This is a genomic window from Achromobacter sp. NFACC18-2 (assembly GCF_900108985.1).
In the GTDB taxonomy this organism is placed as follows: domain Bacteria; phylum Pseudomonadota; class Gammaproteobacteria; order Burkholderiales; family Burkholderiaceae_B; genus Achromobacter.
This window is the reverse complement of record NZ_FNYM01000001.1, coordinates 198,076-218,372: the sequence shown is the minus strand read 5'-3', so window position 1 is coordinate 218,372 and position 20,297 is coordinate 198,076. Positions and strand designations below refer to the sequence as shown.

Here is a 20,297-nt window from a genome sequence, read left to right as displayed (position 1 = left end):
CTTTCAACAGCCGCACCGCGCGATTTGCTATTCTTCGAGTCTTAGCATCACACGCCGGTCACATTCATTCATGCACGCCACTCCCGGAAACGTCTTCATGGTCGTCGCGCCCAGCGGCGCCGGCAAGTCCAGCCTCGTGAAGGCCCTGCTCGCGCAGGATCCTTCCATCCTGCTTTCCATTTCGTGCACCACGCGCGCGCCCCGCCCGGGCGAAGCAGACGGCCGTGAATACCGGTTCGTGTCGGCCGACGAATTCAAGCGCATGCGCGAAGCCCAGAACCTGCTGGAATGGGCCGAAGTCCACGGCAATTTCTACGGCACCCCCCGCGATCGCATCGACGAGGCCACCAGCCAGGGCCGCGACGTGCTGCTCGAGATTGACTGGCAGGGCGCGCGCCAGGTGAGGCAGCGTTTCCCCGGCGCGATCGGCATTTTTGTGCTGCCGCCCTCGATCGACGAACTCGAAAGCCGGCTCAAGGCGCGCGGCCAGGATGCGCCGCAGGTCATCGCCCGCCGGCTGATGGCGGCGGGCGGCGAAATCGCCCACGCGCCTGAATGCGAATATGTTATTATTAATCAAGAATTTAGCGTAGCCTTGTCGGAACTGACCCAAATTGTCAGCGCCGCGCGGCTACGCTTTTCGTCTCAGGCCGCCCGGCACGCCGACTTGTTTGCCCAACTTGGCATCCCGGCCGAACACTGAGCCGAACGCATTCTCCCTCTCTTCCATCAGCACCAGGTGTCCTAATGGCTCGCATTACCGTCGAAGACTGTCTGAATCAAATCCCCAACCGTTTCAAGCTCACGCTGGCCGCGACGTACCGTGCCCGTGAATTGGCGCAAGGCCATGCCCCGCGCCTGGACAGCAAAGACAAGCCCACGGTCACTGCACTGCGCGAAATCGCGGGCGGCCTCACCGGCGTGGAAATGCTGCGTAAAGTTCCCACCTGATCACTGCCGGGGGGCTGCTAGCATGGCTTTTCCCGGGCTGAAGTACGCTTCATCTGGTCTGCTTGCCGCACTGCGTGCCGGCTCCCGTCTCGGGCGCCGCACGGGCAAGAAAGATAAGAACTCCCCCACGCTACCGTCCGTCGCCGCGCAAGAAGCGGCGGACGCGACCGGATCCCCGGTCGCCTCGCTGGCGCCGCTGACCGAAATCATCGGCAGCTATCTCGACAAGAACGATGTAGAGCGCGTGCGCGAAGCCTATCGCTTCGCGGACCAGGCGCACCTGGGCCAGTTCCGCGCCAGCGGCTCGCCCTACATCTCTCATCCCATCGCCGTCACGGAAATCTGCGCGGGCTGGAAGCTCGACGTCAACGCGCTGTCTGCCGCCCTGCTGCACGACGTGATGGAAGACCAGGGCATCGCCAAGCACGAGCTGGCCGAACGATTCGGCCCCGAAGTCGCGGAACTGGTCGACGGCCTGTCCAAGCTGGACCGCCTGGATTTCGCCACCAAGGCCGAACAACAGGCTGAAAGCTTCCGGAAAATGCTGCTGGCGATGGCGCGCGACGTGCGCGTCATCCTCATCAAGCTGGCCGACCGGCTGCACAACATGCGCACGCTGGACGCGGTCAACCCCGAAAAGCGGCGCCGCATCGCGCGCGAGACCCTGGACATCTACGCGCCCATCGCGCACCGGCTGGGCCTGAACCTGCTGTTCCGCGAACTGCAGGACCTGTGCTTTGCCGCGATGTACCCCAACCGCTACCAGGTGCTGTACAAGGCCGTGCTGGCCGCGCGCGGCAATCGTCGCGAGGTCATCACCAAGATCGCCGATTCCGTGCGCGCCGCCCTGCCCGCCGCGGGCATCGAAGCCGAGGTCAGCGGCCGCGAAAAGACCCTGTTCGGCATCTACCGCAAGATGGTCGACCAGAAGAAGTCGTTCTCGGACGTGCTGGACATCTACGGTTTCCGCGTCGTGGTCCATACGCTGCCCGAGTGCTATCTGGCGCTGGGCACGCTGCACCAGTTGTTCCGCCCGGTGCCCGGCAAGTTCAAGGACTACATCGCCATCCCCAAGGTGAACGGCTACCAGTCCCTGCACACCACGCTGGTCGGCCCCTACGGCACGCCGGTTGAATTCCAGTTCCGCACGCGCGACATGCATCATGTCGCGGAAGAAGGCGTGGCCTCGCACTGGCTGTACAAGGGCGCCGACCTGACGCTCAACGACCTGCAGAAGCGCACCCACCAGTGGCTGCAATCGCTGCTGGACATCCAGAGCCAGACCGGCGATTCCGGCGAATTCCTCGAACACGTCAAGGTCGACCTGTTTCCGGATGCCGTCTACGTGTTCACGCCGCGCGGCAAGATCATTTCGCTGCCCCGGGGTGCCACGCCGGTGGATTTCGCCTATGCGATCCACACCGACATCGGCAACCAGGCGGTGGCGGCCAAGGTCAACGGCGAGTTCGTCCCTCTGCGCACCGAACTGAGCAGCGGCGACACCGTGGAAATCGTCACGTCCCCGGCTTCGCGTCCCAACGCGCAGTGGCTCAATTACGTGCGCACCGGCCGGGCGCGCTCCGAGATCCGGCACTACCTGCGCACGGTCAAGTACGAAGAGTCGGTTGCCTTTGGCGAGCGGCTGCTCGCCCAGGCGATGCAGGAGCTGCACATGCCCCTGCCCGCCACGGACGACCCGGCATGGCAGAAGCTGGCGCGCAGCACCGGCGCCAGCTCGCGCGAGGAAATCCTGGCCGACATCGGCTTGGGCAAGCGGCTGGCGGCGGTCGTCGCGCGCCGCTTCGCCCCCGAGCACCAGCTGGTCGCCACCACCGCCGCTGCGGTGGACGAACTGACCTCGGCGCGCAGCGCGCCCATCCTGATCCAGGGCAACGAAGGCCAGGCCGTGCAACTGGCCCCCTGCTGTGGCCCGCTGCCCGGCGACCCCATCGTGGCCGGAATGCGCATGGGCCATGGCCTGGTGGTGCATACCGCCGACTGCCCCGTGGCGATGCGCCAACGCCTGCGCGAACCCGAACGCTGGATCAGCGTGGGCTGGGACGCGCAGACCGCCAAGCACCTGGCCACGCGCCTGGACATCGTCACGCGCAATGAACGCGGCGTGCTGGGACGGCTGGCGGCTGAAGTCACCGCAGCCGACGCCAACATCGTCCACGTCACGATGCACGATGATGCCGTCGCCACCGTGTCGCTGCACCTGACGATCCAGGTGGACAGCCGCAAGCACCTGGCCCAGGTCATCCGCGCGATCCGGCATGTGCCGCAGGTGCAGAAGATCGTCCGGGTGAAGGGCTGAGGCACTGCAATCCCGAAGGCGTCCGGCAAAACCGGACGCCTTTTTTCATGTCTGCGCCGGCCGCGCGGCCGCGCTCACCTCATCATCGGTAGTATCGCGGCAACCAGATAGCCGCACATGAGAGGAGCCTCGTCACTTCAGACTGCGCATGGCGCGCTCGCAGATGCGGCGGGTGGCGTCCGCAGGCGTGGGCTGTAACCATTGGGCGCAGAGATCGCGCACCCAGGCGGGCTGATCCTTGGCGGCATCATTGAGCCAGTTGGCCACCGAGTCCTGCACGTAGACGGAAGGATCGGCGCGCAATGGCGACAGAATCGGTAGCGCCTGTGCCGGCTCGTGCTTGAGGGCTGCGATATGTGCACTCCAAACGCCGCGCGGCCGAAGCGCTTCGCTAGCGAAGCGGCGCAACCGTTCGGAAGGCGATGACGTCCATTGCGCCAAAAGGGCGATGGACACATTCAGCGCCTCCGCCAAATGTGGGCGTACCGCCATCCAGGCCCACTCGCGCACGCCGAAATGGTCGTCGTCCGCCAACGGCCGGATAGCGGACAGGCGCGCAGACGGAGGCAGATCGGGTTGGGCGCCGATCATGAAGCAAGCCCAGCCACGCACGGTATCGGCGCTATGCGCCCGGCAGACTTCGATGCCGTCGGGGCCCAGCGCATCCAGCAACACCGCGCCGATGCGGCCCATGCGTTTCAGAACACCGAGTTCGCAAGCCGAATCGACATCTTTCAGCACCTTGGGCGGCAGCTCCGGAAAAACCACGCGCATGAGTGTCGCTTGATCAAGCGCCATGCATTCGGCCAAGGTCGCGCTCTGCATCTCGCCGCGCGACAGGGCCTGCAAGACGTCGGCGGGAATATCGGCAGCTCGGGTGGCACCTTTTCGGGGAGCAGTCATGACGCCGTCCCCCCCAGATTGCCCGCAATCTTTTCCAACAGGGCGGCTAGTTGTTTGCGCTCTGGCTTGGAAAGGTTGCCGTACAGGCCGGCGATCCAGCGGCCGTGTTGCTCGAACACCTGCTTGGCAATCCGCTTTCCCTTGCGCGTGAGCCGTATGCACAGGGCGCGACGATCGTTGGCGTCCGCATGCCGCTCGATCAGTGCTTCCCGCTCCAGGCCGTCGAGCAAACCCGTGACGGTGGCTCGGGTGATGCCGGCGCGTTCGGCCAGCGCATTGGGAGCCAGGCCATCAGGCGCGGCATCAAGCAAAAACAGCAGGACAAAGCGCCCTTCCGACAGGCCATGCGGCGCCAGTAGCGCGGCGCAGTCGCGGTCGATTTTGGCAGCCAGCGAAAGCGTCTGAAAGCATAGAAAAATGCCCTCTACGTCGGGCGTGTTGCGTCGTTGCGCTTCCTGAATGAGCGCACGGTACTTCTGCTCAAGTTCCAATTTGAAAGCCACCATACTATACGGTGGCTAATTATATGCCAGCCACACCAAAAACCGTGCGGCCGCGTGGCCCTCTGCACGTGACAACGGACCGTTTCACGTCACATGCTGCAGAAAGTCCTTCAGGCGCTGGCTGGGAGGATTGTTCAGCAGTTCCTCTGGCGGACCGTCGTGCGCGATCTTGCCGGCGTCGATGAAAATGAGCCGGCTGCCGACCTTGCGCGCGAATTCCATTTCGTGCGTGACGACCACCATGGTCATGCCCTCCTCGGCCAGGTCGCGCATGACCTGCAGCACCTCATGGCGCAGTTCGGGATCCAGCGCGGAGGTGGGCTCGTCGAACAGCATCAGCTTGGGCATGATCGCCAGCGCGCGTGCGATCGCCACGCGCTGCTGCTGGCCGCCCGAAAGTTCGGCCGGATAGTGGTTCATGCGTTCGGCCAGCCCGACCTTGGCAAGCAACTCCCCGGCTAGCTTGCGCGCTTCCGCCCGGCCCTGGCCCCGGGTGTGCACCGGCCCGAACATGACGTTTTCCAGCGCCGTCATCTGCGGAAACAGATTGAACTGCTGGAACACCATGCCCGCCTCGCGCCGTATCTCGCGGATTTGCGCCGGATCCCCTTTCACGCTGAGGCCATCGACCAGCAGGTCGCCCTCGTTGATGGTCTCCAGCACGTTGATGCAGCGCAGGAATGTGGACTTGCCGGAGCCGGACGGCCCCACCACCACCACGACCTCGCCCGCATCGATGTTCAACGAGATGCCATCTAGCACCGTCGAGTCGCCAAAGCGCTTGGTGACGTTATGGAATTCGATCATGCTCATAGGATGCGCATCCTCTTTTCGACCAGATGCAGGGTCAGCGCCATCAGGCCCGTGAGTATCAGGTAGATGATCGCGACGGCCGACCAGATTTCGACCGCGCGGAAATTGCTGGCCATGATTTCCTGTCCCTGCCGGGTCAGTTCGGCCACGCCGATCACGATGAAGAGCGACGAGTCTTTCAGGCTGATGATGCACTGGTTGCCCAGCGGGGGGATCATCCGCCGGAATGCGACCGGCCCGATGATGTGCAACAGGATCTTGTGGAAAGGCAGCCCCATGGCCTGCCCCGCTTCCTTCAGCCCCTTGTGGACCGACAGCAGCGACCCGCGCACGATTTCCGAGATGTAGGCGCCCGAATTGATGATGAGGGTGACGATGGCCGCCCATTCGGCGTCCACCCGGATGTCCGCCAGCAGGGGCAGCGCGAAATAGATGAACATGACCTGCACCACGATCGGCGTGCCGCGGATGACCGCGACATAGACCTGCGCGATGCCCGAGAGAATCGCGTTCCCGTAGGCCCGCGTCACGCCGGACAGCGCCCCCAGCAGAAAACCGCCCGCCAGGCCCCAGAACGTGATCTTGATGGTCATGAGCGTACCCGTCAGGAGATTGGGTAGCGCATCGTTGATTACAGCCCAGTCGAACTCCACGATCTTCCCCCCTGGCGCGCGATGGCGCGCCCCTATCATGGCGCAGGCAACCGCGTAAGCGCGGGGACGGTGCCCGCGCCGGAAGCCGGCATTGCGGCCGGCGCCGGCATGGTCCCGTCCCGCCTAGGCGGCGCGCCCGCGAAAAGTGCGGCTATCCGGGCCCGTCAGGGCTTCTTGCCGAACCACTTGGTGTAGATCGCGTCGTACTGGCCGTTGGCCTTGAGCGTGGCGAGCGCCTTGTTCACCTCGGGCACCAACGGGCTGCCCTTGGGGAAGGCGATGCCGTAGAAGTCGCCGCTCTTGACCGACCCGATCACCTTCACGCGGCCCTTGCCGGCCGTGTTGGCGTAATACTGCACGTTGGGCGTGTCGTGCACCGCGGCGTCCACGCGGCCGGTCGCCAGTTCCAGGTAGGCGTTGTCGATATTGGGGAACAGCTTGAGCTTGGCGTCGGGGACCTGGGACCGCAGGAAGTCCACCGTGGCGGTGCCGGTTTTGACGGCCACGGTCTTGCCGGCCAGCGAGGCGGCGTCCTTGATGTCGGTGTTCTTTTCGCCCACCAGGATGGCCAGGCCGCTTTCGTAGTAGGGATCGGAGAAATCGATGACCTTCTTGCGATCGTCGCGTATCGTGATGCCAGCCAGCGCAGCGTCGATGTTCTTGGTCTGCAGGCCGGGGATGATGCCGGCGAAGTCCATCGGTTGCAGCTTGTACTTGAGGTTGAGTTCCTTGGCGATGGCCGCCCAAAGATCGACGTCGAATCCGGTATAGGTATTGCCCTGCTTGAATTCGAACGGCACGAAAGCGGTATCGGTGGCGACCACCAATTCCTTGCCCTGGGCCTGGACGGCCGAAGCGCCGGTCAGGGTGAGGGACAGGCCGACCAGTGCGGCGGCGACTTTACGCTTGATCATGAAACTCTCCTCTTGGGGAGCGCCAGGCACCCCGGGGCTGTTGTAAGGGCATGATTCCTGGGCTGAGCCGGGTTCGCCGGGCCAGCTTATCGACGATCTTAACGCATCAGTCCCCGCCGGGCGGGCGGGAGAAAACTTACAATCCGCGAGACATCCGGAGGATTCCCATGGCTTACAAGTACCTACGTATCGCCGGAAACCGCCGCCAGGTCGGTCAGGCGCTGGGCAGGCTGGCCCGCCCGATCATGGCGACCTACCTGGAGCAGAGCGCAACCTGGGAAGCGCTGCGGCCGTGGCGCGGGCATCCCTTCGTGGACGACCTGGCGCAACAGACGCAAGCTGCCCTGCCGCTGATCTGGGAAGAACTCGAGGGAATGGCCGAAGGCCTGCGCATGCCGATCAAGGACGTGCTGCTGTGGCACTGCCGCGGAGATCTGCTCCACAGCGCCACGGACGGCTGCACCTCGGTGGCCTTGCGCACCGCCGACGGCGCGCGCTGGATCGGCCACAACGAAGACGGCGATCCGTATCTGTATGGCCGTTGCCATCTGGTGGACGTCGCGCTGGACGACGCGCCGGGCTATCTCAGCTTCTACTACCCCGGCTCGCTGCCCGGGCACACCTTTGCCGCCAACCGGGCGGGGCTGGTGCAGACCATCAACAATCTGCGCACGCGGCAGCGGCACACGGGCGTGCCGCGCATGTTCCTGGCGCGCGCGGTCCTGGACTGCGCGACCCTGGACGAAGCGGTGGCGCTGCTGCGCGACCTGCCCCATGCCGGCGGCTTTCACCACACGCTGGGCGCGGCCACGGACGCGCGCCTGCTGAGCGCCGAAGTCACCCCCGGCTCGGTGTCGATACTGGAAATCGGCCGACGCTACGGGCACGCCAACCATATGGTGCACGCCGACACCCGCGGCCAGCCGCAGATCGTCACCGATTCGTCGCGGGCCCGGCAGAACCGGATCGAAGGCCTGGTGGATGGGTGGTCCCCGGAGTCGGGCAGCGCCGACATGCTTGCCGCGCTGCTCGACACCGAGGGCGCCCTGCCGATCCTGCGGACCGCGCGGGATGATCCCGACGACGAGAACACCCTGGCGACCGCCCTGTTCGAAATCACGGACGACGCCGTGGTCCTGCGCGTGCACGACCGCAAGGCGCGTGCGGATATCGCGCTGGACGTGATGTCCGATCCCGACTGAACGGGACCGGACACCCGCCCGGATCACAGCGTGCCGTAACCCCCGCCTCCCGGCGTTTCGACGACGAACACATCGCCCGGGTGCAGTTGCGCGCTGTCCTGCGGGCCGAGTTCCTCGATGGTGCCGTCCACGCGCTCGACCGAGTTGCGCCCCATCGCGCCGGGCTGCCCGCCGGCCAGGCCGAACGGCGCGTAACGCCGGTTGTTCGACAGGATGGCCGCGGTCATGTCTTCCAGGAAACGGATGCGGCGCACGCCGCCGTCGCCCCCCGGATACCGGCCCTTGCCGCCCGAGCCCTTGCGGATCTCGTAGGATTCCAGCCGCACCGGGAAGCGGAACTCCAGCACTTCGGGATCGGTCAGGCGCGAGTTCGTCATGTGCGCCTGGACCACCGACGTGCCGGCAAAGCCCTCGTCATGCGGACCGGCCGCGTCGATGCGCACCGGGCCCGCGCCCGTGCCGCCCGAGATGGTCTCGTAGTACTGATGGCGCGCGTTGCCGAACGTGAAGTTGTTCATCGTGCCCTGGCTGGCCGCCAGCACGCCCAGCGCGCCATACAGCGCGTTGACGATGCACATGGACGTTTCCACGTTGCCCGCGACCACCGATGCCGGCGGGTTCGGACGGAGCATCGAGCCTTCCGGCAGGATGATGGACAGCGGCACCAGGCAGCCGTCGTTCAGCGGGATGTCGTCGTTGACCATGGTGCGGAAGACGTACAGCACCGCCGCCACCGCGATCGCCCCGGGCGCGTTGAAGTTGTTGTCCAACTGCGGCGACGTGCCGGTGAAGTCGACCACGGCGCTGCGCGCCTCGGTGTCCACGCGCACGGCCACCCGGATGACCGCGCCGTTGTCCAGCGGGTATTCGTAGCTGCCGTCCTTGAGCACCGAGATCACGCGGCGCACCGCCTCTTCCGCGTTGTCCTGCACGTGCCCCATGTAGGCGCGCACGACGTCCAGGCCAAAGTGGTCGCACATGCGCAGAAGCTCCTGCACGCCCTTTTCGTTGGCGGCGATCTGCGCATGCATGTCGGCGATGTTCTGGTCCGGATTGCGCGCCGGCCAGCGGCCCGACCCCAGGATCTGGCGGGCGGCCTCTTCCCGGAACTCGCCGTTCTTGACGAGCTGGAAATTGGTGAACAGCACGCCCTCGTCTTCAACGGTCTTGGAATCCGGCGGCATGGAGCCCGGCGTGGTCCCGCCGATGTCGGCGTGGTGGCCGCGCGAACCCACATAGAACAGGATCTCGCGCCCCGCCTTGTCGAACACGGGCGTAATGACCGTGACGTCCGGCAGGTGCGTGCCCCCGTGGTACGGGTCGTTCACGACGTAGGCGTCGCCCGGCATCATGCGGCCGGCGTTGGCGTTCATGACCGTGCGCACCGATTCGCCCATGGAACCCAAGTGCACCGGCATGTGGGGCGCATTGGCGATCAGCCGCGCCTGCGCATCGAAGATGGCGCAGGAAAAGTCCAGGCGCTCCTTGATGTTGACCGAGTACGCCGTGTTCTGCAGGCGGTAGCCCATCTGCTCGGCGATCGACATGAAGAGGTTGTTGAAGACCTCCAGCATGACGGGGTCGGCCTGCGTTCCGACCTTGCGGCGCTCGGGACGCGCCTCCACGCGGCGGATCACGAAGTGGTCCTGCGCGGTCAGCTCGGCCTGCCAGCCGGGTTCCACCACCGTGGTCTGGTTGGGCTCGGAAATGATGGCCGGGCCCGGGACCACGTCGCCGCCGGCCATGTCTTCGCGCACGTACAGCGGCGTATCGCGCCAGGCGCCCGCGCTGTACATGCTGACCACGCGGCGCGATTGCAGCGCGCCGTCGCGGGCGCGCGCCGTCGCTGCCTCGCCCACGCGTTCGCCCCCGCCCGTCGCCTCGACCGAAATGGTCTCGACCACGAGTTCGCGGTTGGGCATCAGGAACGAATAGCGCTGGCGATAGGCGGCCTCGAAGTCGTGGCGGGCCTGCGCGAGGTCGGTGAACGCCACTTCCAGCGCGGTGTCGGTGCCGCGGTACTTAAGGTGCAGGCGGCGCTGCACGCCGATGTCGGCCTCGGCCACATGCTGGCGGCGCAGTTCGCCGACAGCCTGGCTTGCCAGGACGTCCAGCTCTTCCTTCAGCTCGCTCATCAGGGCCGCGTCCAGCACCTTTTCGACCGTCTTCTGGCGCATGTCCGTCTGGTCGGCCAGGCCCATGCCATAAGCCGACAGCACGCCGCCCAGCGGGTGGGCAAAGACGGTCGTCATGCCGAGCGCGTCGGCCACCAGGCAGGCATGCTGCCCGCCGGCGCCGCCGAACACGGTCAGCGCGTATTCGGTGACGTCATGGCCGCGCTGCACCGAGATGCGCTTGATGGCTTCGGCCATGTTGCCCACCGCGATCTCGAGGAAGCCCTCGGCCAGCTGTTCGGGCGACATCTCACGGCCCGTGGCGGCGCGGACCTCGGCGGCCATCGCGGAAAAACGTTCGACCACGGCGTCGCGGTCCAGGGGCTCGTTGGCCTCGGGTCCGAACACCTTGGGGAAGAAATCGGGCTGGATCTTGCCCAGCAGGACATTGCAGTCCGTCACCGCGAGCGGACCGCCCCGGCGATAGCAGGCCGGACCGGGATTGGCGCCCGCCGAATCCGGCCCGACGCGCAGCCGCGCGCCGTCGAAATGCAGGATGGAGCCGCCGCCGGCCGCGACCGTATGGATGCTCATCATGGGCGCGCGCATGCGCACGCCGGCCACCTGGGTTTCGAACTCGCGCTCGAACTCGCCCGCGTAATGCGACACGTCGGTCGACGTGCCGCCCATGTCAAAGCCGATCACCTTCGGGAAACCGGCGATCTCGCTGGTGCGCACCATGCCGACGATGCCGCCCGCCGGGCCCGACAGGATCGCGTCCTTGCCGCGGAAACGATGCGCGTCGGTCAGGCCGCCGCTGGATTGCATGAACATCAGGCGAATGCCCGGCAGCTCGCCGGCCACCTGGTCCACATAGCGCTTGAGGATGGGCGACAGGTAGGCGTCCACCACGGTCGTGTCGCCGCGCGAGACGAACTTGATCAGCGGGCTGACCTCGTGCGAGACGGACACCTGCGTGAAGCCGATGTCGTGCGCGATGCGCGCGGCCTGCTGTTCGTGGCCAGTGGCATGCCAGGCATGCATGAAGACGATGGCGACGGCACGGATGCCGCTGTCGTACGCGGCCTGCATGTCCTTGCGCAGACCGGCTTCATCCAGCGGACGGATCACCTCGCCGTCGGCCGCGACGCGCTCGTCCGCCTCGATGACGGATTCGTACAGCATCTCGGGCAGCAGCACATTGCGGTCGAAGAGCCGCGGGCGGTTCTGGTAGGCGATGCGCAGCGCATCGCGAAAGCCCCGCGTGGTCACGAGCAAGGTGCGCTCGCCCTTGCGCTCGAGCAGCGCGTTGGTGGCCACGGTGGTGCCCATCTTCACGCACTCGACCTGATCGGCGGGCACCGGCTGGCCGGGCGCGATGCCCAGCAGCTTGCGTATGCCCGCGACTGCGGCGTCGCGATACTGCTCGGGGTTTTCCGACAGCATCTTCGCCGTGGTGGTCGTGCCATCGGGGCGGCGCGCCACGATGTCGGTGAAGGTGCCCCCACGGTCAATCCAGAATTGCCACTTCATAGGTATCCTCGAAAACAAGAGGCCGCCGGGGCGCGCTCGGCCACGGTCGGGTTGCGGATGGATCGGGGCCTTGCCCCGCATATTGGAATCAGAGAGAGGTCGCGGCACGCGCCGCCTGGTCATACAGTCCGGACAACGCGCGCAGCGTGTGCGCCAACTGGCGGCTGAATTCCAGTCCGCCTCCGCCCGGCGCGTCCAGGCCGGCGGTCAGGCACTGCTCGCGGATTTCTCCGTAGCGCTTGAGAATCGCCGCGCCCTCGGGCGTGACGCTGTAGAAGACTTCCTTGCTGCTGCGCTCGCCGCGCACCACGCCCAGCCGGTCCAGCTTTTTAAGCGCATAGCTGACGACGTGGGTGTCTTCCACGTTGAGCGTGAAACAGATGTCGGCCAGCTTCTTGGGCCGCTGGCGGTGGTAGACGTGGTGGAACACCATGACGTCGGTAGGCGTCAGGTCCGGCAGGCCGGCAGCCGCCATGCAACGCACGGTCCAGCGATCGAACGCATGGCCGGCGATCATCAGGCCGAATTCCACTTCGGAAAGATCTGGCGCGCTACCGCCAGCCAGATGAGCCGATGACGCAATCAATGCAGAGGACATAGGACCCAGGACCCGAAAGCCAAGTTTATCTGGATGAAATACTAATAATTTATCCATATTTCATCAATAAAAAATAAGGCCTGGCCGTAAAAAATCCCTCGCTTCGAGGGAATACCCCTAGGTGGGATCGACCTGCCGGCCTTCAGGTCATCGGTCCCTCAGGTCACAGAGCACCGGGCAAGGGGCACAGGCCACAGCGCTCGGGCCATACGGCACAGGCCGTCAGGGCGCGGTCCAGCCCATGGGCAGGTTCGCCCGGATCAGCCAGCCGGCGATCGAAATGCGGGCCGCGATCTCGGGCATGGCGTCGCCCGGCCCGAACCAGCGGGCGTCGACGATCTCATCTTCCTGGACACGGATGTCGCCTGACACGTAGTCCGCCGTGAACGCCACCATCAACGAGTGCGGGAACGGCCAGGGCTGGCTGCCGAAGTACTGCAGGTTGCCGACCTTCAGGCCCACCTCTTCGAAGACTTCGCGATGGACGGTCTGCTCGATGCTTTCGCCCGGCTCGACAAAGCCGGCCAGCGCCGTGTAGCGGGCCGTGGGCGCGTTGGCGTGGCGCGCCAGCAATATGCTGTCGCCCTTGCGGATCAGCACCATCATCGCCGGCGCGATGCGCGGATACGCCGACAGCCCGCAGGCGGGGCAGCGCAGGCAGAATTCGTGCGCCACGCGCTCGGCCCGGGTGCCGCAGGCGCCGCAGAAGCGGTGGGTGCGCGCCCATTCGGCGATCTGGTAGGCGCGGCCCGCCAATGCCATGGCCTCGTCGTCGAACACGCCGAACAGCGACCGCAGCTTCTTGAATGCGTAGCCTTCCGGGGCTTCGATGCCGGGCTCGACGCACACCGTCCGATACGGCGAATCCGCCTGCACCCAGACGGTCAGCAAGGCCGCGGCGGTCAGGCCGATGCGTTCGCACAACGCCGAATCCGGCAACACGCTGGACGATGTCTCGACCAGCAACTCATCACGGCGAAAAACGAAATTCACACGACCCTCTGCGCTGCGTAGGCAATGGCGCAATCTTAGAAGAAAAACGGTGCGCCGATAACGCCTCGGCGGGCATCGGCCGCAAACATTGAACCTTCAATCAATGAACGACAGGCAGCCTTAGGAATTACCCGTAAAACGGCGATTTACCGCGCTTTGTTACCGCACAGCAACATAGAATGGCACGGCGCTCAGGCGGCGCGACGCCGCGCCGCGCAATCTTTTTCCGCACTGCCTATCGGGAAAGACCCGTCTTCACCATTCGCAAAGAAGGACCACCATGTACAAGAAAATCTCGCTGCTGACCGGCAGCATCGTCCTGGCATTCAGCGCGGGCGCACAGGCCCAGACCAAGTGGGACCTCCCCAGCGCCTACCCGGCGAGCAACTTCCACGTCGAGAACCTGACCACCTTCATCAAGGACGTGGACACGCTGTCGGATGGCAAGCTCAAGATCACGCTGCACAACAACGCCTCGCTCTACAAGGCGCCCGAGATCAAGCGCGCGGTGCAAGGCAACCAGGCGCAGATCGGCGAGATCCTGCTGACCAACTTCGCCAACGAAGACCCGGTCTACGAACTGGACGGCCTGCCCTTCCTGGCCACCGGCTACGACGCCTCGTTCAAGCTGTACCAGGCGCAAAAGCCCTTCCTGGAAAAGAAGCTGGCCTCGCAGGGCATGACCCTGCTGTACGCCGTGGCATGGCCGCCCCAGGGCATCTTCGCCAACAAGGACATCAAGCAGATCAGCGACATGAAGGGCCTGAAGTGGCGCGCCTACAGCCCGGTGACGGCCAAGATCGCCGAACTGGTCGGCGCGCAGCCCGTGACCGTGCAGCAGGCCGAACTGGCCCAGGCGCTGGCCACCGGCGTGATCGATTCCTACATGTCCTCCGCGTCCACGGGCTACGACACCAAGACCTACGAGTACATCAAGAAGTTCTACGACACGCAGGCCTGGCTGCCCAAGAACGCCATCATCGTGAACAAGAAGGCGTTCGACGCGCTGGATCCGGCCACGCAGGAAGCCCTGAAAAAGGCCGCCGCGCAAGCCGAGGAACGCGGCTGGAAGCTGTCGCAGGAAAAGAACAAGTGGTATCAGGCCGAGCTGGCCAAGAACGGCATGGAAACCATCAAGCCCACGGTCGAGCTCAAGGAAGGCCTGAGCGTGATCGGCAAGCGCATGCTTGACGACTGGCTCAAGAAGGCCGGCGCGGACGGCCAGGCCATGATCGACGCCTATAAGAAGCAGTAATTCCGACATGCGCCGTTTTCTAGATTCCCTGTACGGCGCGGCCGGCCTGTTGGCCGGCCTGTGCACGATAGGCGTACTTGTTTCAGTGCTGGCGGCGATCATCTCCCGCCAGCTCAGTTTCAACATTCCCGGCACGGATGCCTATGCCGGGTATTTCATGGCCGCGGCGGGATTCCTGGCGCTGGCCAGCACGTTCAAGCACGGCGAGCACATCCGCGTGACGCTGTTGCTCAATTCGCTGGCGCCCGCGGGCAGCCGCCGGCTCGACATCTTCGCCCTGGCCGTCGGCTGCCTGCTGGCCGCCGCCTTCGCGTTTTTCAGCGTCAAGCTCACGTACGACTCCTGGCTGTTCAACGACATTTCCACGTCGAACGACGCCACGCCGCTCTGGATCCCGCAGACGACCATGGCCGTCGGCACGATCCTGTTCTTCGTCGCCCTCCTCGATGAACTGATCCGCCGTTCGCGCGGCCTCTCCGCCGCCACATCGCAGCAAACCCATGAATGAACTTCTCGTCATTACCCTACTGGTCGTTTCGATCTTCGTCCTGCTTGGCTGCGGGGTGTGGGTCGGCCTGACGCTGGCGGGCACGGCCTGGATCGGCATGGAGATCTTCTCCAGCCGCCCCGCGGGCGACGCCATGGCCGTCACGATCTGGGGCGCCTCGTCCAGCTGGACGTTGACCGCCCTGCCGCTCTTCCTGTGGATGGGCGAAATCCTGTTCCGCACCCGGTTGTCGGAAGACCTGTTCAAGGGGCTTGCGCCCTGGCTGAACCGGGTGCCCGGCCGCCTGCTGCACACGAACGTGATCGGCTGCGCGATCTTCGCGGCGGTGTCCGGCTCATCGGCCGCCACCTGCGCGACGGTCGGCAAGATGACCATCCCCGAGCTCACGCGCCGCGGCTACCCCGAGGACAAGATCCTTGGCACGCTGTCGGGCGCCGGCACGCTGGGCCTGCTCATCCCGCCCTCGATCATCATGATCGTGTACGGCGTGGCGGCGGACGTGTCCATCGCCAAGCTGTTCATCGCGGGCATTCTGCCGGGCATCCTGCTGGCGCTGCTCTTTAGCGGCTACATCGCCTGGTGGGCCATCCGCAATCCCGGCCAGGTTCCGGCGGCGGACCCCGGCCTGTCCTTCATGGAAAAGCTGGGCCGCTCGCGGCACCTCATTCCGGTGCTGCTGCTGATCGGCGCGGTACTGGGCTCCATCTACACCGGCATCGCCACCGCGACGGAAGCCGCGGCCGTCGGCGTGGTGGGCGCGCTGTTCCTGTCGGCGCTGCAAGGGTCGCTCAACCGCAGCAGCTTCATGCAGTCCCTGCTGGGCGCCACCCGCCTGTACTGCATGATCGCGCTGATCCTGGCGGGTGCGCAGTTCCTTACCCTGGCGATGGGGTACATCGGGCTGCCGCGCGCGCTGGCAGAATGGATCGGCGGCCTGGGCTTGCCCCAGTTCGGCCTGATCATGGCGCTGATGGTGTTCTTCATTGTGCTGGGCTGCTTCCTGGACGGCATCTCGATCGTGGTGCTGACCATGGGCGTGCTGCTGCCGACCGTGCAGGCGGCCGGCATCGACCTGATCTGGTTCGGCATCTTCGTCGTGTTCGTGGTGGAAATGGCACAGATCACACCGCCAGTGGGCTTCAACCTGTTCGTGCTGTCGGGCATGAGCGGGCGGGAACTGCCCTACATCGCCCGCGCTTCGCTGCCGATGTTCATCCTGATGGCGGTGGCCGTGCTGCTGCTCTATGTGATTCCCGGCATCGCGACCTGGCTGCCGCTGCACATGACGCTGTAGCGCCCGCGCAAGCGTCGCCCAGGCCCCGCGCCATCCAAACCCCGTTCCTCGAACGGGGTTTTTTCTTTTCTGTCGGTCTGCTTTTTCTGCTTGGGGACGTGTCGCGGGCCCCGCAGGCTGTAAACCCGGGAAAACGCCGAAGTTTTTCGATGTTCCGGCCGCGCCAACTTTCTTAGAATCCCCAGGCGCGCGGCCAACCGCCGGGCGCGACCCGCCAAGCCAGAAGCGCGGCGCAACCACAAATCAGCTACACCTGGAGGAGTTTCAAGTGAAACGCATCACCCTCACGCTGGCCGCGGCCGGCCTGGGCCTGGCCGCCGGTACGGCCAGCGCCGAAACCAGCGTCACCCTGTACGGCATTGCCGACGTCAGCATCCGTTACCTGAGCACCAGTTCAGGCGCCGTGGGCGAAGACGGCAGCCGCGTCTCCATGGAAAACGGCGCCATCTCCAACAGCCGCTGGGGCCTGCGCGGCTCGGAAGACCTGGGCAACGGCAACCGCGCCTTCTTCCGCCTGGAAAACGGCGTCAACCTGCAGAACGGCCGCGGATCGGACACGTCCAAGGCCTTCAGCCGCCTGGCCTACGTCGGCCTGGATGGCGGCAGCATCGGCACGCTGACGCTGGGCCTGCAGAACACGCCCATGTTCGACCTGCTGGCCGATTACTTCGACCCGTTGACCGTCGGCAATTACGAGCAGAACGCCTGGCTGCCCGCCGCCATGTCGCGCGTGCGCACCAACAACATGACCAAGTACGCCAACACCTTCGGCAACCTGGCCGTGGTGGCCTCGTGGGCCAACGGCGACGAATGGGACGACCGCAAGGCCGGCCAGCAATATGGCGCCAGCCTGCGCTACACCGTGGGCCAGCTCGGCCTGGGCGCGGCCTGGCAACAGACCTACGCCGCCGCCGACTCCGACCAGCGCCAGCGCGCCTGGAACCTGAACGCCTCCTACCAGTTCGACGGGGCCAAGGTCTTCGCGGGCTACTTCAATGGCCGCGACGAAACGGGCTGGGTCAACGGCGTCATGGGCGGCACCACCACCGCCAGCCTCGATCGCAAGGACAACGGCTATTTCGCCGGCGTGACCTGGCAGGCCACCCCGCGCTGGGCCATCACGGGCGCGGCCTACTATGACCGCAGCGAGAACGTGGTCGAGGAAGGCGACAAGGGCAAGCGCTACGCGCTGGTCGCCGTCGCCGAATACGCGCTGTCCAAGCGCACGCAACTGTACGGCACCATCGACTGGAACAAGGTCAGCGACGCCGCCAGCGGCGAAATCGCCGGCCAGAGCCACCAGCTCGGCGCCGCCGTGGGCATGCGCCACATCTTCTGACGCCCCAAGCGCCGGCCCCCGCCGGGCCGGCGCGTGTCAAAACGAGGTGTCTGGCATCCGTGTGAAATGGTCTTCCTTACGGGACCGTGCCCCAAGGGCATCAGACACCCACTCCCCAACCCCCCCCTTCCCCCTTGATCGTCGCCATGACCACGGCGACAATCCACGCGTGCCTTCGCCGTTTGCAGTGGTATGACGGTGGCGCTTCGCGTGACGCTCCCGGCGCCTGCGCAGCGCCCATCCCCACCAACCTGAACCGGGCCCACCGCATGAGCCTCCTGCGTGCCTGCGCGTCTGCGTCACCGAGCCATCCGCTGCGGGTTGTCCTGACGGCCCTGCTGGCGGCAGCCATGGCGTTGCTGGCGGCCTGCTCCTCGCCGGTGCAGTTGATGCCCACGCCGCTCAAGTTCACGACCGGCCACGTGGATCCCTTCGAGCACAAGGACGCGGCGCTCGACAGCACCTCGATCCCCCTGTTGTACGCCACCAACCGCGCCGTGTTCATCGGGTCGCGCCAGCCGTTCTATTCCATTTTCCCCAGCGACACGCTGCGCTTGGGCATCGCGAAGGTGCAGATCGGCGACGGCACGCTGGACTGGGATCAACTGCGGCAGCTTTCCACCTCGGACAGCCAGCGCGGCAGGCCGGTGCTCAGCCTGGAGCGCATGGACGAGCTCGTCGCGCTGCCCCTGCAAAGCGACGCGCAAGCCTCGCCCGAGGCGCGGGCGTACTTCGATCTCATCAACGACGCCCTGGCGGTCACCCGGCATCGCGACCTGATCATCTACGTGCACGGGTTCAACAACGCCGTGTGGCGCGGCACCGCGCAGGCCGCCCAGTTCCATCATTTCACGGGCCGCCAGGCGGTCGTGCTGGTCTTCCTGTGGCCCTCGGCGGGCAGTCTGCTGTCCTATGCGACCGACGTCCGCGCCGCGCGCGCGTCGGTGCCCGCGTTTGCGCGGTTGATAGAGCTGCTGGCGAGCAACACGAATGCCGAACACATCAACGTGCTCGCCTTCAGCGCGGGCGCGCGGATCGCGAGCGAAGGGCTGGCCACGCTGGCCCAGCCGCGGGACGGCGAAAGCCGCGAACAACTGCGTGCGCGGCTGCGCCTGGGGCAGATCTATTTTGCGGCGCCGGACGAGGATACCTATCGGTTCGTGACGGACCTGCGCCAGTACATCGACCTGACCGAACGCGTAAGCCTGGGCGCCAACCTCGACGATCGCGCCCTGGGATTCGCGGCGCGGCATCAGCGCGCGTCCCGGGCCGGCCGCCCCAGCGCGGACGACCTGACGCCGGAACAGGTAGCGTTCGTGAACGCGGCATCGCAGCAGTTGAACTTCGACATGATCTGGGCCGATCCGCGCGCCATCCCCGACATGCACCGCCGCGCGCACAGTTTCTGGTTCGGCAACAGCTGGGTCAGCAGCGACGTGCTGATGCAGTTCCTGTACCACAAGGCGCCGGCCGACCGGGGGCTGCAGGAAGGCTACACGCAGCAAGGCATGCGCTTCTGGACCTTCCCGCCCGACTACGACCAGCGCGTCGAGGCGCTCATGCGCAAGCGTTGAAGCCTGCGCAGCGCCCGGTCAGAACACCGCCATGCGGCTGTTGATGAGGTCCGTGACCAGCATGTGGCCCGGCGCGTGCGTGATGCAGAACTCCGGCCGCACGGCCGCCACGACCGACTGGGGCGTGACGCCGCAGGCCCAGAACACCGGCATCTCCCCGGCGCGGATCTCCACCGGATCGCCATAGTCGGGATTGTCGATATCGGCGATGCCGATGAGCGACGGATCGCCGATGTGGACCGGCGCGCCATGCACGGAGGGAAAGCGCGACGTCACCTGGATCGCCCGTATCGCATCGGCCGCCTTCAGCGGCCGCATGGACACGACCAGCGGGCCGCCGAAGACGCCGGCGGGCTGCGTGGGGATGTTGGTGCGGTACATCGGCACATTGCTGCCCTGTTCGATGTGGCGCACGGGCAGGCCGTTGTCCAGCATGGCCTCTTCGAACGAAAACGAGCAGCCGATCAGGAACGAGACGAGGTCGTCGCGCCAGAGATCGCGCACGTCCGTCGGTTCGGCGACCAGCACGCCGTCCTTCCAGACCCGGTAGCGCGGAATGTCGGTGCGGATGTCGATGTCCGCGCCCAGTTCCGGCAACGACGGGTCGCCCGGTTCGGACATGGCCAGCAAGGGGCAAGGCTTGGGATTGCGCTGGCAGAAGTGCAGGAAATCCGCCGCCAGCGCGCGCGGCAGGATGGCCAGGTTGGCCTGCACGTGCCCCGGCGCCAGATTGGCCGTGGGTCCGGTCAGGCGCCCGCTACGCGCGTCCAGCCGCGCCTGCCGGGCAAGCGCGAGGCTGGTTCGAACGTTATCGGCGTCAGGCATGAAAGTTC

At 65.9% G+C, this 20,297-nt stretch carries 18 protein-coding genes; 9 read left to right on the top strand and 9 right to left on the bottom strand.

The window, feature by feature from the left end; translation table 11 throughout:
* Nucleotides 1–70: 70 nt before the first annotated feature.
* The 3 genes from gmk to BMW75_RS01040 are packed head-to-tail and all read left to right on the top strand — an operon-like array spanning nt 71 to nt 3,268.
* Entirely contained in the window at nt 71–703 is a 633-nt protein-coding gene (gmk, locus tag BMW75_RS01050) for a guanylate kinase (protein ID WP_092575646.1), read from the top strand.
* A gap of 44 nt (nt 704–747) precedes the next feature.
* The gene (gene rpoZ, locus BMW75_RS01045; protein WP_006219679.1) at nt 748–951 is read left to right on the top strand and encodes a DNA-directed RNA polymerase subunit omega; all 204 of its coding nucleotides are present in this window, start codon (nt 748–750) and stop codon (nt 949–951) included.
* Between the two features lie 22 nt (nt 952–973).
* Nucleotides 974–3,268 (top strand): RelA/SpoT family protein, encoded by a 2,295-nt coding sequence (locus BMW75_RS01040; RefSeq protein WP_092575644.1) that lies wholly within the window; start codon nt 974–976, stop codon nt 3,266–3,268.
* A 132-nt stretch (nt 3,269–3,400) separates the two neighbouring features.
* Here the strand turns inward: BMW75_RS01040 and BMW75_RS01035 are convergent, their stop codons facing one another.
* The 5 genes from BMW75_RS01035 to glnH all read right to left on the bottom strand — a co-directional run bounded on the left by BMW75_RS01035 (nt 3,401) and on the right by glnH (nt 7,054).
* Nucleotides 3,401–4,171 (bottom strand): DNA alkylation repair protein, encoded by a 771-nt coding sequence (locus BMW75_RS01035; RefSeq protein ID WP_092575642.1) that lies wholly within the window; start codon nt 4,169–4,171, stop codon nt 3,401–3,403.
* Nucleotides 4,168–4,662, bottom strand: a complete 495-nt coding sequence (locus tag BMW75_RS01030) for a MarR family winged helix-turn-helix transcriptional regulator (protein WP_175493062.1) — start codon at nt 4,660–4,662, stop codon at nt 4,168–4,170. Before BMW75_RS01030 ends, BMW75_RS01035 begins: the two co-directional genes overlap by 4 nt.
* Before the next feature lie 96 nt (nt 4,663–4,758).
* On the bottom strand, nt 4,759–5,487 hold the full coding sequence (glnQ, locus tag BMW75_RS01025; protein WP_092575636.1) for a glutamine ABC transporter ATP-binding protein GlnQ: 729 nt from the start codon (nt 5,485–5,487) through the stop codon (nt 4,759–4,761).
* A complete protein-coding gene (gene glnP / locus BMW75_RS01020; protein ID WP_076521033.1) occupies nt 5,484–6,140 on the bottom strand; it encodes a glutamine ABC transporter permease GlnP in 657 nt (218 codons plus the stop codon). The genes glnQ and glnP overlap by 4 nt, the downstream gene beginning before the upstream one ends.
* A 164-nt stretch (nt 6,141–6,304) precedes the next feature.
* A complete protein-coding gene (glnH, locus tag BMW75_RS01015; protein ID WP_092575633.1) occupies nt 6,305–7,054 on the bottom strand; it encodes a glutamine ABC transporter substrate-binding protein GlnH in 750 nt (249 codons plus the stop codon).
* 167 nt (nt 7,055–7,221) lie between these two features.
* On the opposite strand from glnH, the gene BMW75_RS01010 reads away from it, so the two are divergent.
* On the top strand, nt 7,222–8,256 hold the full coding sequence (locus BMW75_RS01010; RefSeq protein WP_092575630.1) for a C45 family autoproteolytic acyltransferase/hydolase: 1,035 nt from the start codon (nt 7,222–7,224) through the stop codon (nt 8,254–8,256).
* 23 nt (nt 8,257–8,279) lie between these two features.
* On the opposite strand, the gene BMW75_RS01005 is transcribed toward BMW75_RS01010, so the two are convergent.
* From BMW75_RS01005 to nudC, 3 genes are all read right to left on the bottom strand, one after another.
* Nucleotides 8,280–11,903, bottom strand: a complete 3,624-nt coding sequence (locus BMW75_RS01005) for a hydantoinase B/oxoprolinase family protein (RefSeq protein ID WP_076521036.1) — start codon at nt 11,901–11,903, stop codon at nt 8,280–8,282.
* An 88-nt stretch (nt 11,904–11,991) separates the two neighbouring features.
* Complete coding sequence (locus BMW75_RS01000; protein ID WP_076521037.1) at nt 11,992–12,501, bottom strand: winged helix DNA-binding protein; 510 nt, start codon at nt 12,499–12,501, stop codon at nt 11,992–11,994.
* A gap of 222 nt (nt 12,502–12,723) precedes the next feature.
* Nucleotides 12,724–13,494, bottom strand: coding sequence for an NAD(+) diphosphatase (nudC, locus tag BMW75_RS00995; RefSeq protein WP_092575627.1), 771 nt, complete (start codon nt 13,492–13,494; stop codon nt 12,724–12,726).
* Between the two features lie 280 nt (nt 13,495–13,774).
* On the opposite strand from nudC, the gene BMW75_RS00990 reads away from it, so the two are divergent.
* The 5 genes from BMW75_RS00990 (at nt 13,775) to BMW75_RS00970 (ending at nt 19,464) form a co-directional block, all read left to right on the top strand.
* A complete protein-coding gene (locus BMW75_RS00990; RefSeq protein WP_076521039.1) occupies nt 13,775–14,749 on the top strand; it encodes a TRAP transporter substrate-binding protein in 975 nt (324 codons plus the stop codon).
* Nucleotides 14,750–14,756: 7 nt separating this feature from the next.
* Nucleotides 14,757–15,257: a TRAP transporter small permease gene (locus BMW75_RS00985; RefSeq protein WP_092575625.1), complete on the top strand. Its 501-nt coding sequence runs from the start codon at nt 14,757–14,759 to the stop codon at nt 15,255–15,257.
* Nucleotides 15,250–16,551 carry a TRAP transporter large permease gene (locus BMW75_RS00980; protein ID WP_092575622.1) on the top strand — a complete coding sequence of 434 codons (1,302 nt, stop codon included), beginning with the start codon at nt 15,250–15,252 and terminating at the stop codon, nt 16,549–16,551. Before BMW75_RS00985 ends, BMW75_RS00980 begins: the two co-directional genes overlap by 8 nt.
* Nucleotides 16,552–16,819: 268 nt before the next feature.
* The gene (locus BMW75_RS00975) at nt 16,820–17,890 is read left to right on the top strand and encodes a porin (RefSeq protein WP_092575619.1); all 1,071 of its coding nucleotides are present in this window, start codon (nt 16,820–16,822) and stop codon (nt 17,888–17,890) included.
* A 269-nt stretch (nt 17,891–18,159) separates the two neighbouring features.
* Complete coding sequence (locus tag BMW75_RS00970) at nt 18,160–19,464, top strand: alpha/beta hydrolase (protein ID WP_175493061.1); 1,305 nt, start codon at nt 18,160–18,162, stop codon at nt 19,462–19,464.
* Nucleotides 19,465–19,482: 18 nt separating this feature from the next.
* On the opposite strand, the gene BMW75_RS00965 is transcribed toward BMW75_RS00970, so the two are convergent.
* A complete protein-coding gene (locus tag BMW75_RS00965; protein WP_092575612.1) occupies nt 19,483–20,289 on the bottom strand; it encodes a putative hydro-lyase in 807 nt (268 codons plus the stop codon).
* Nucleotides 20,290–20,297: the final 8 nt, after the last annotated feature.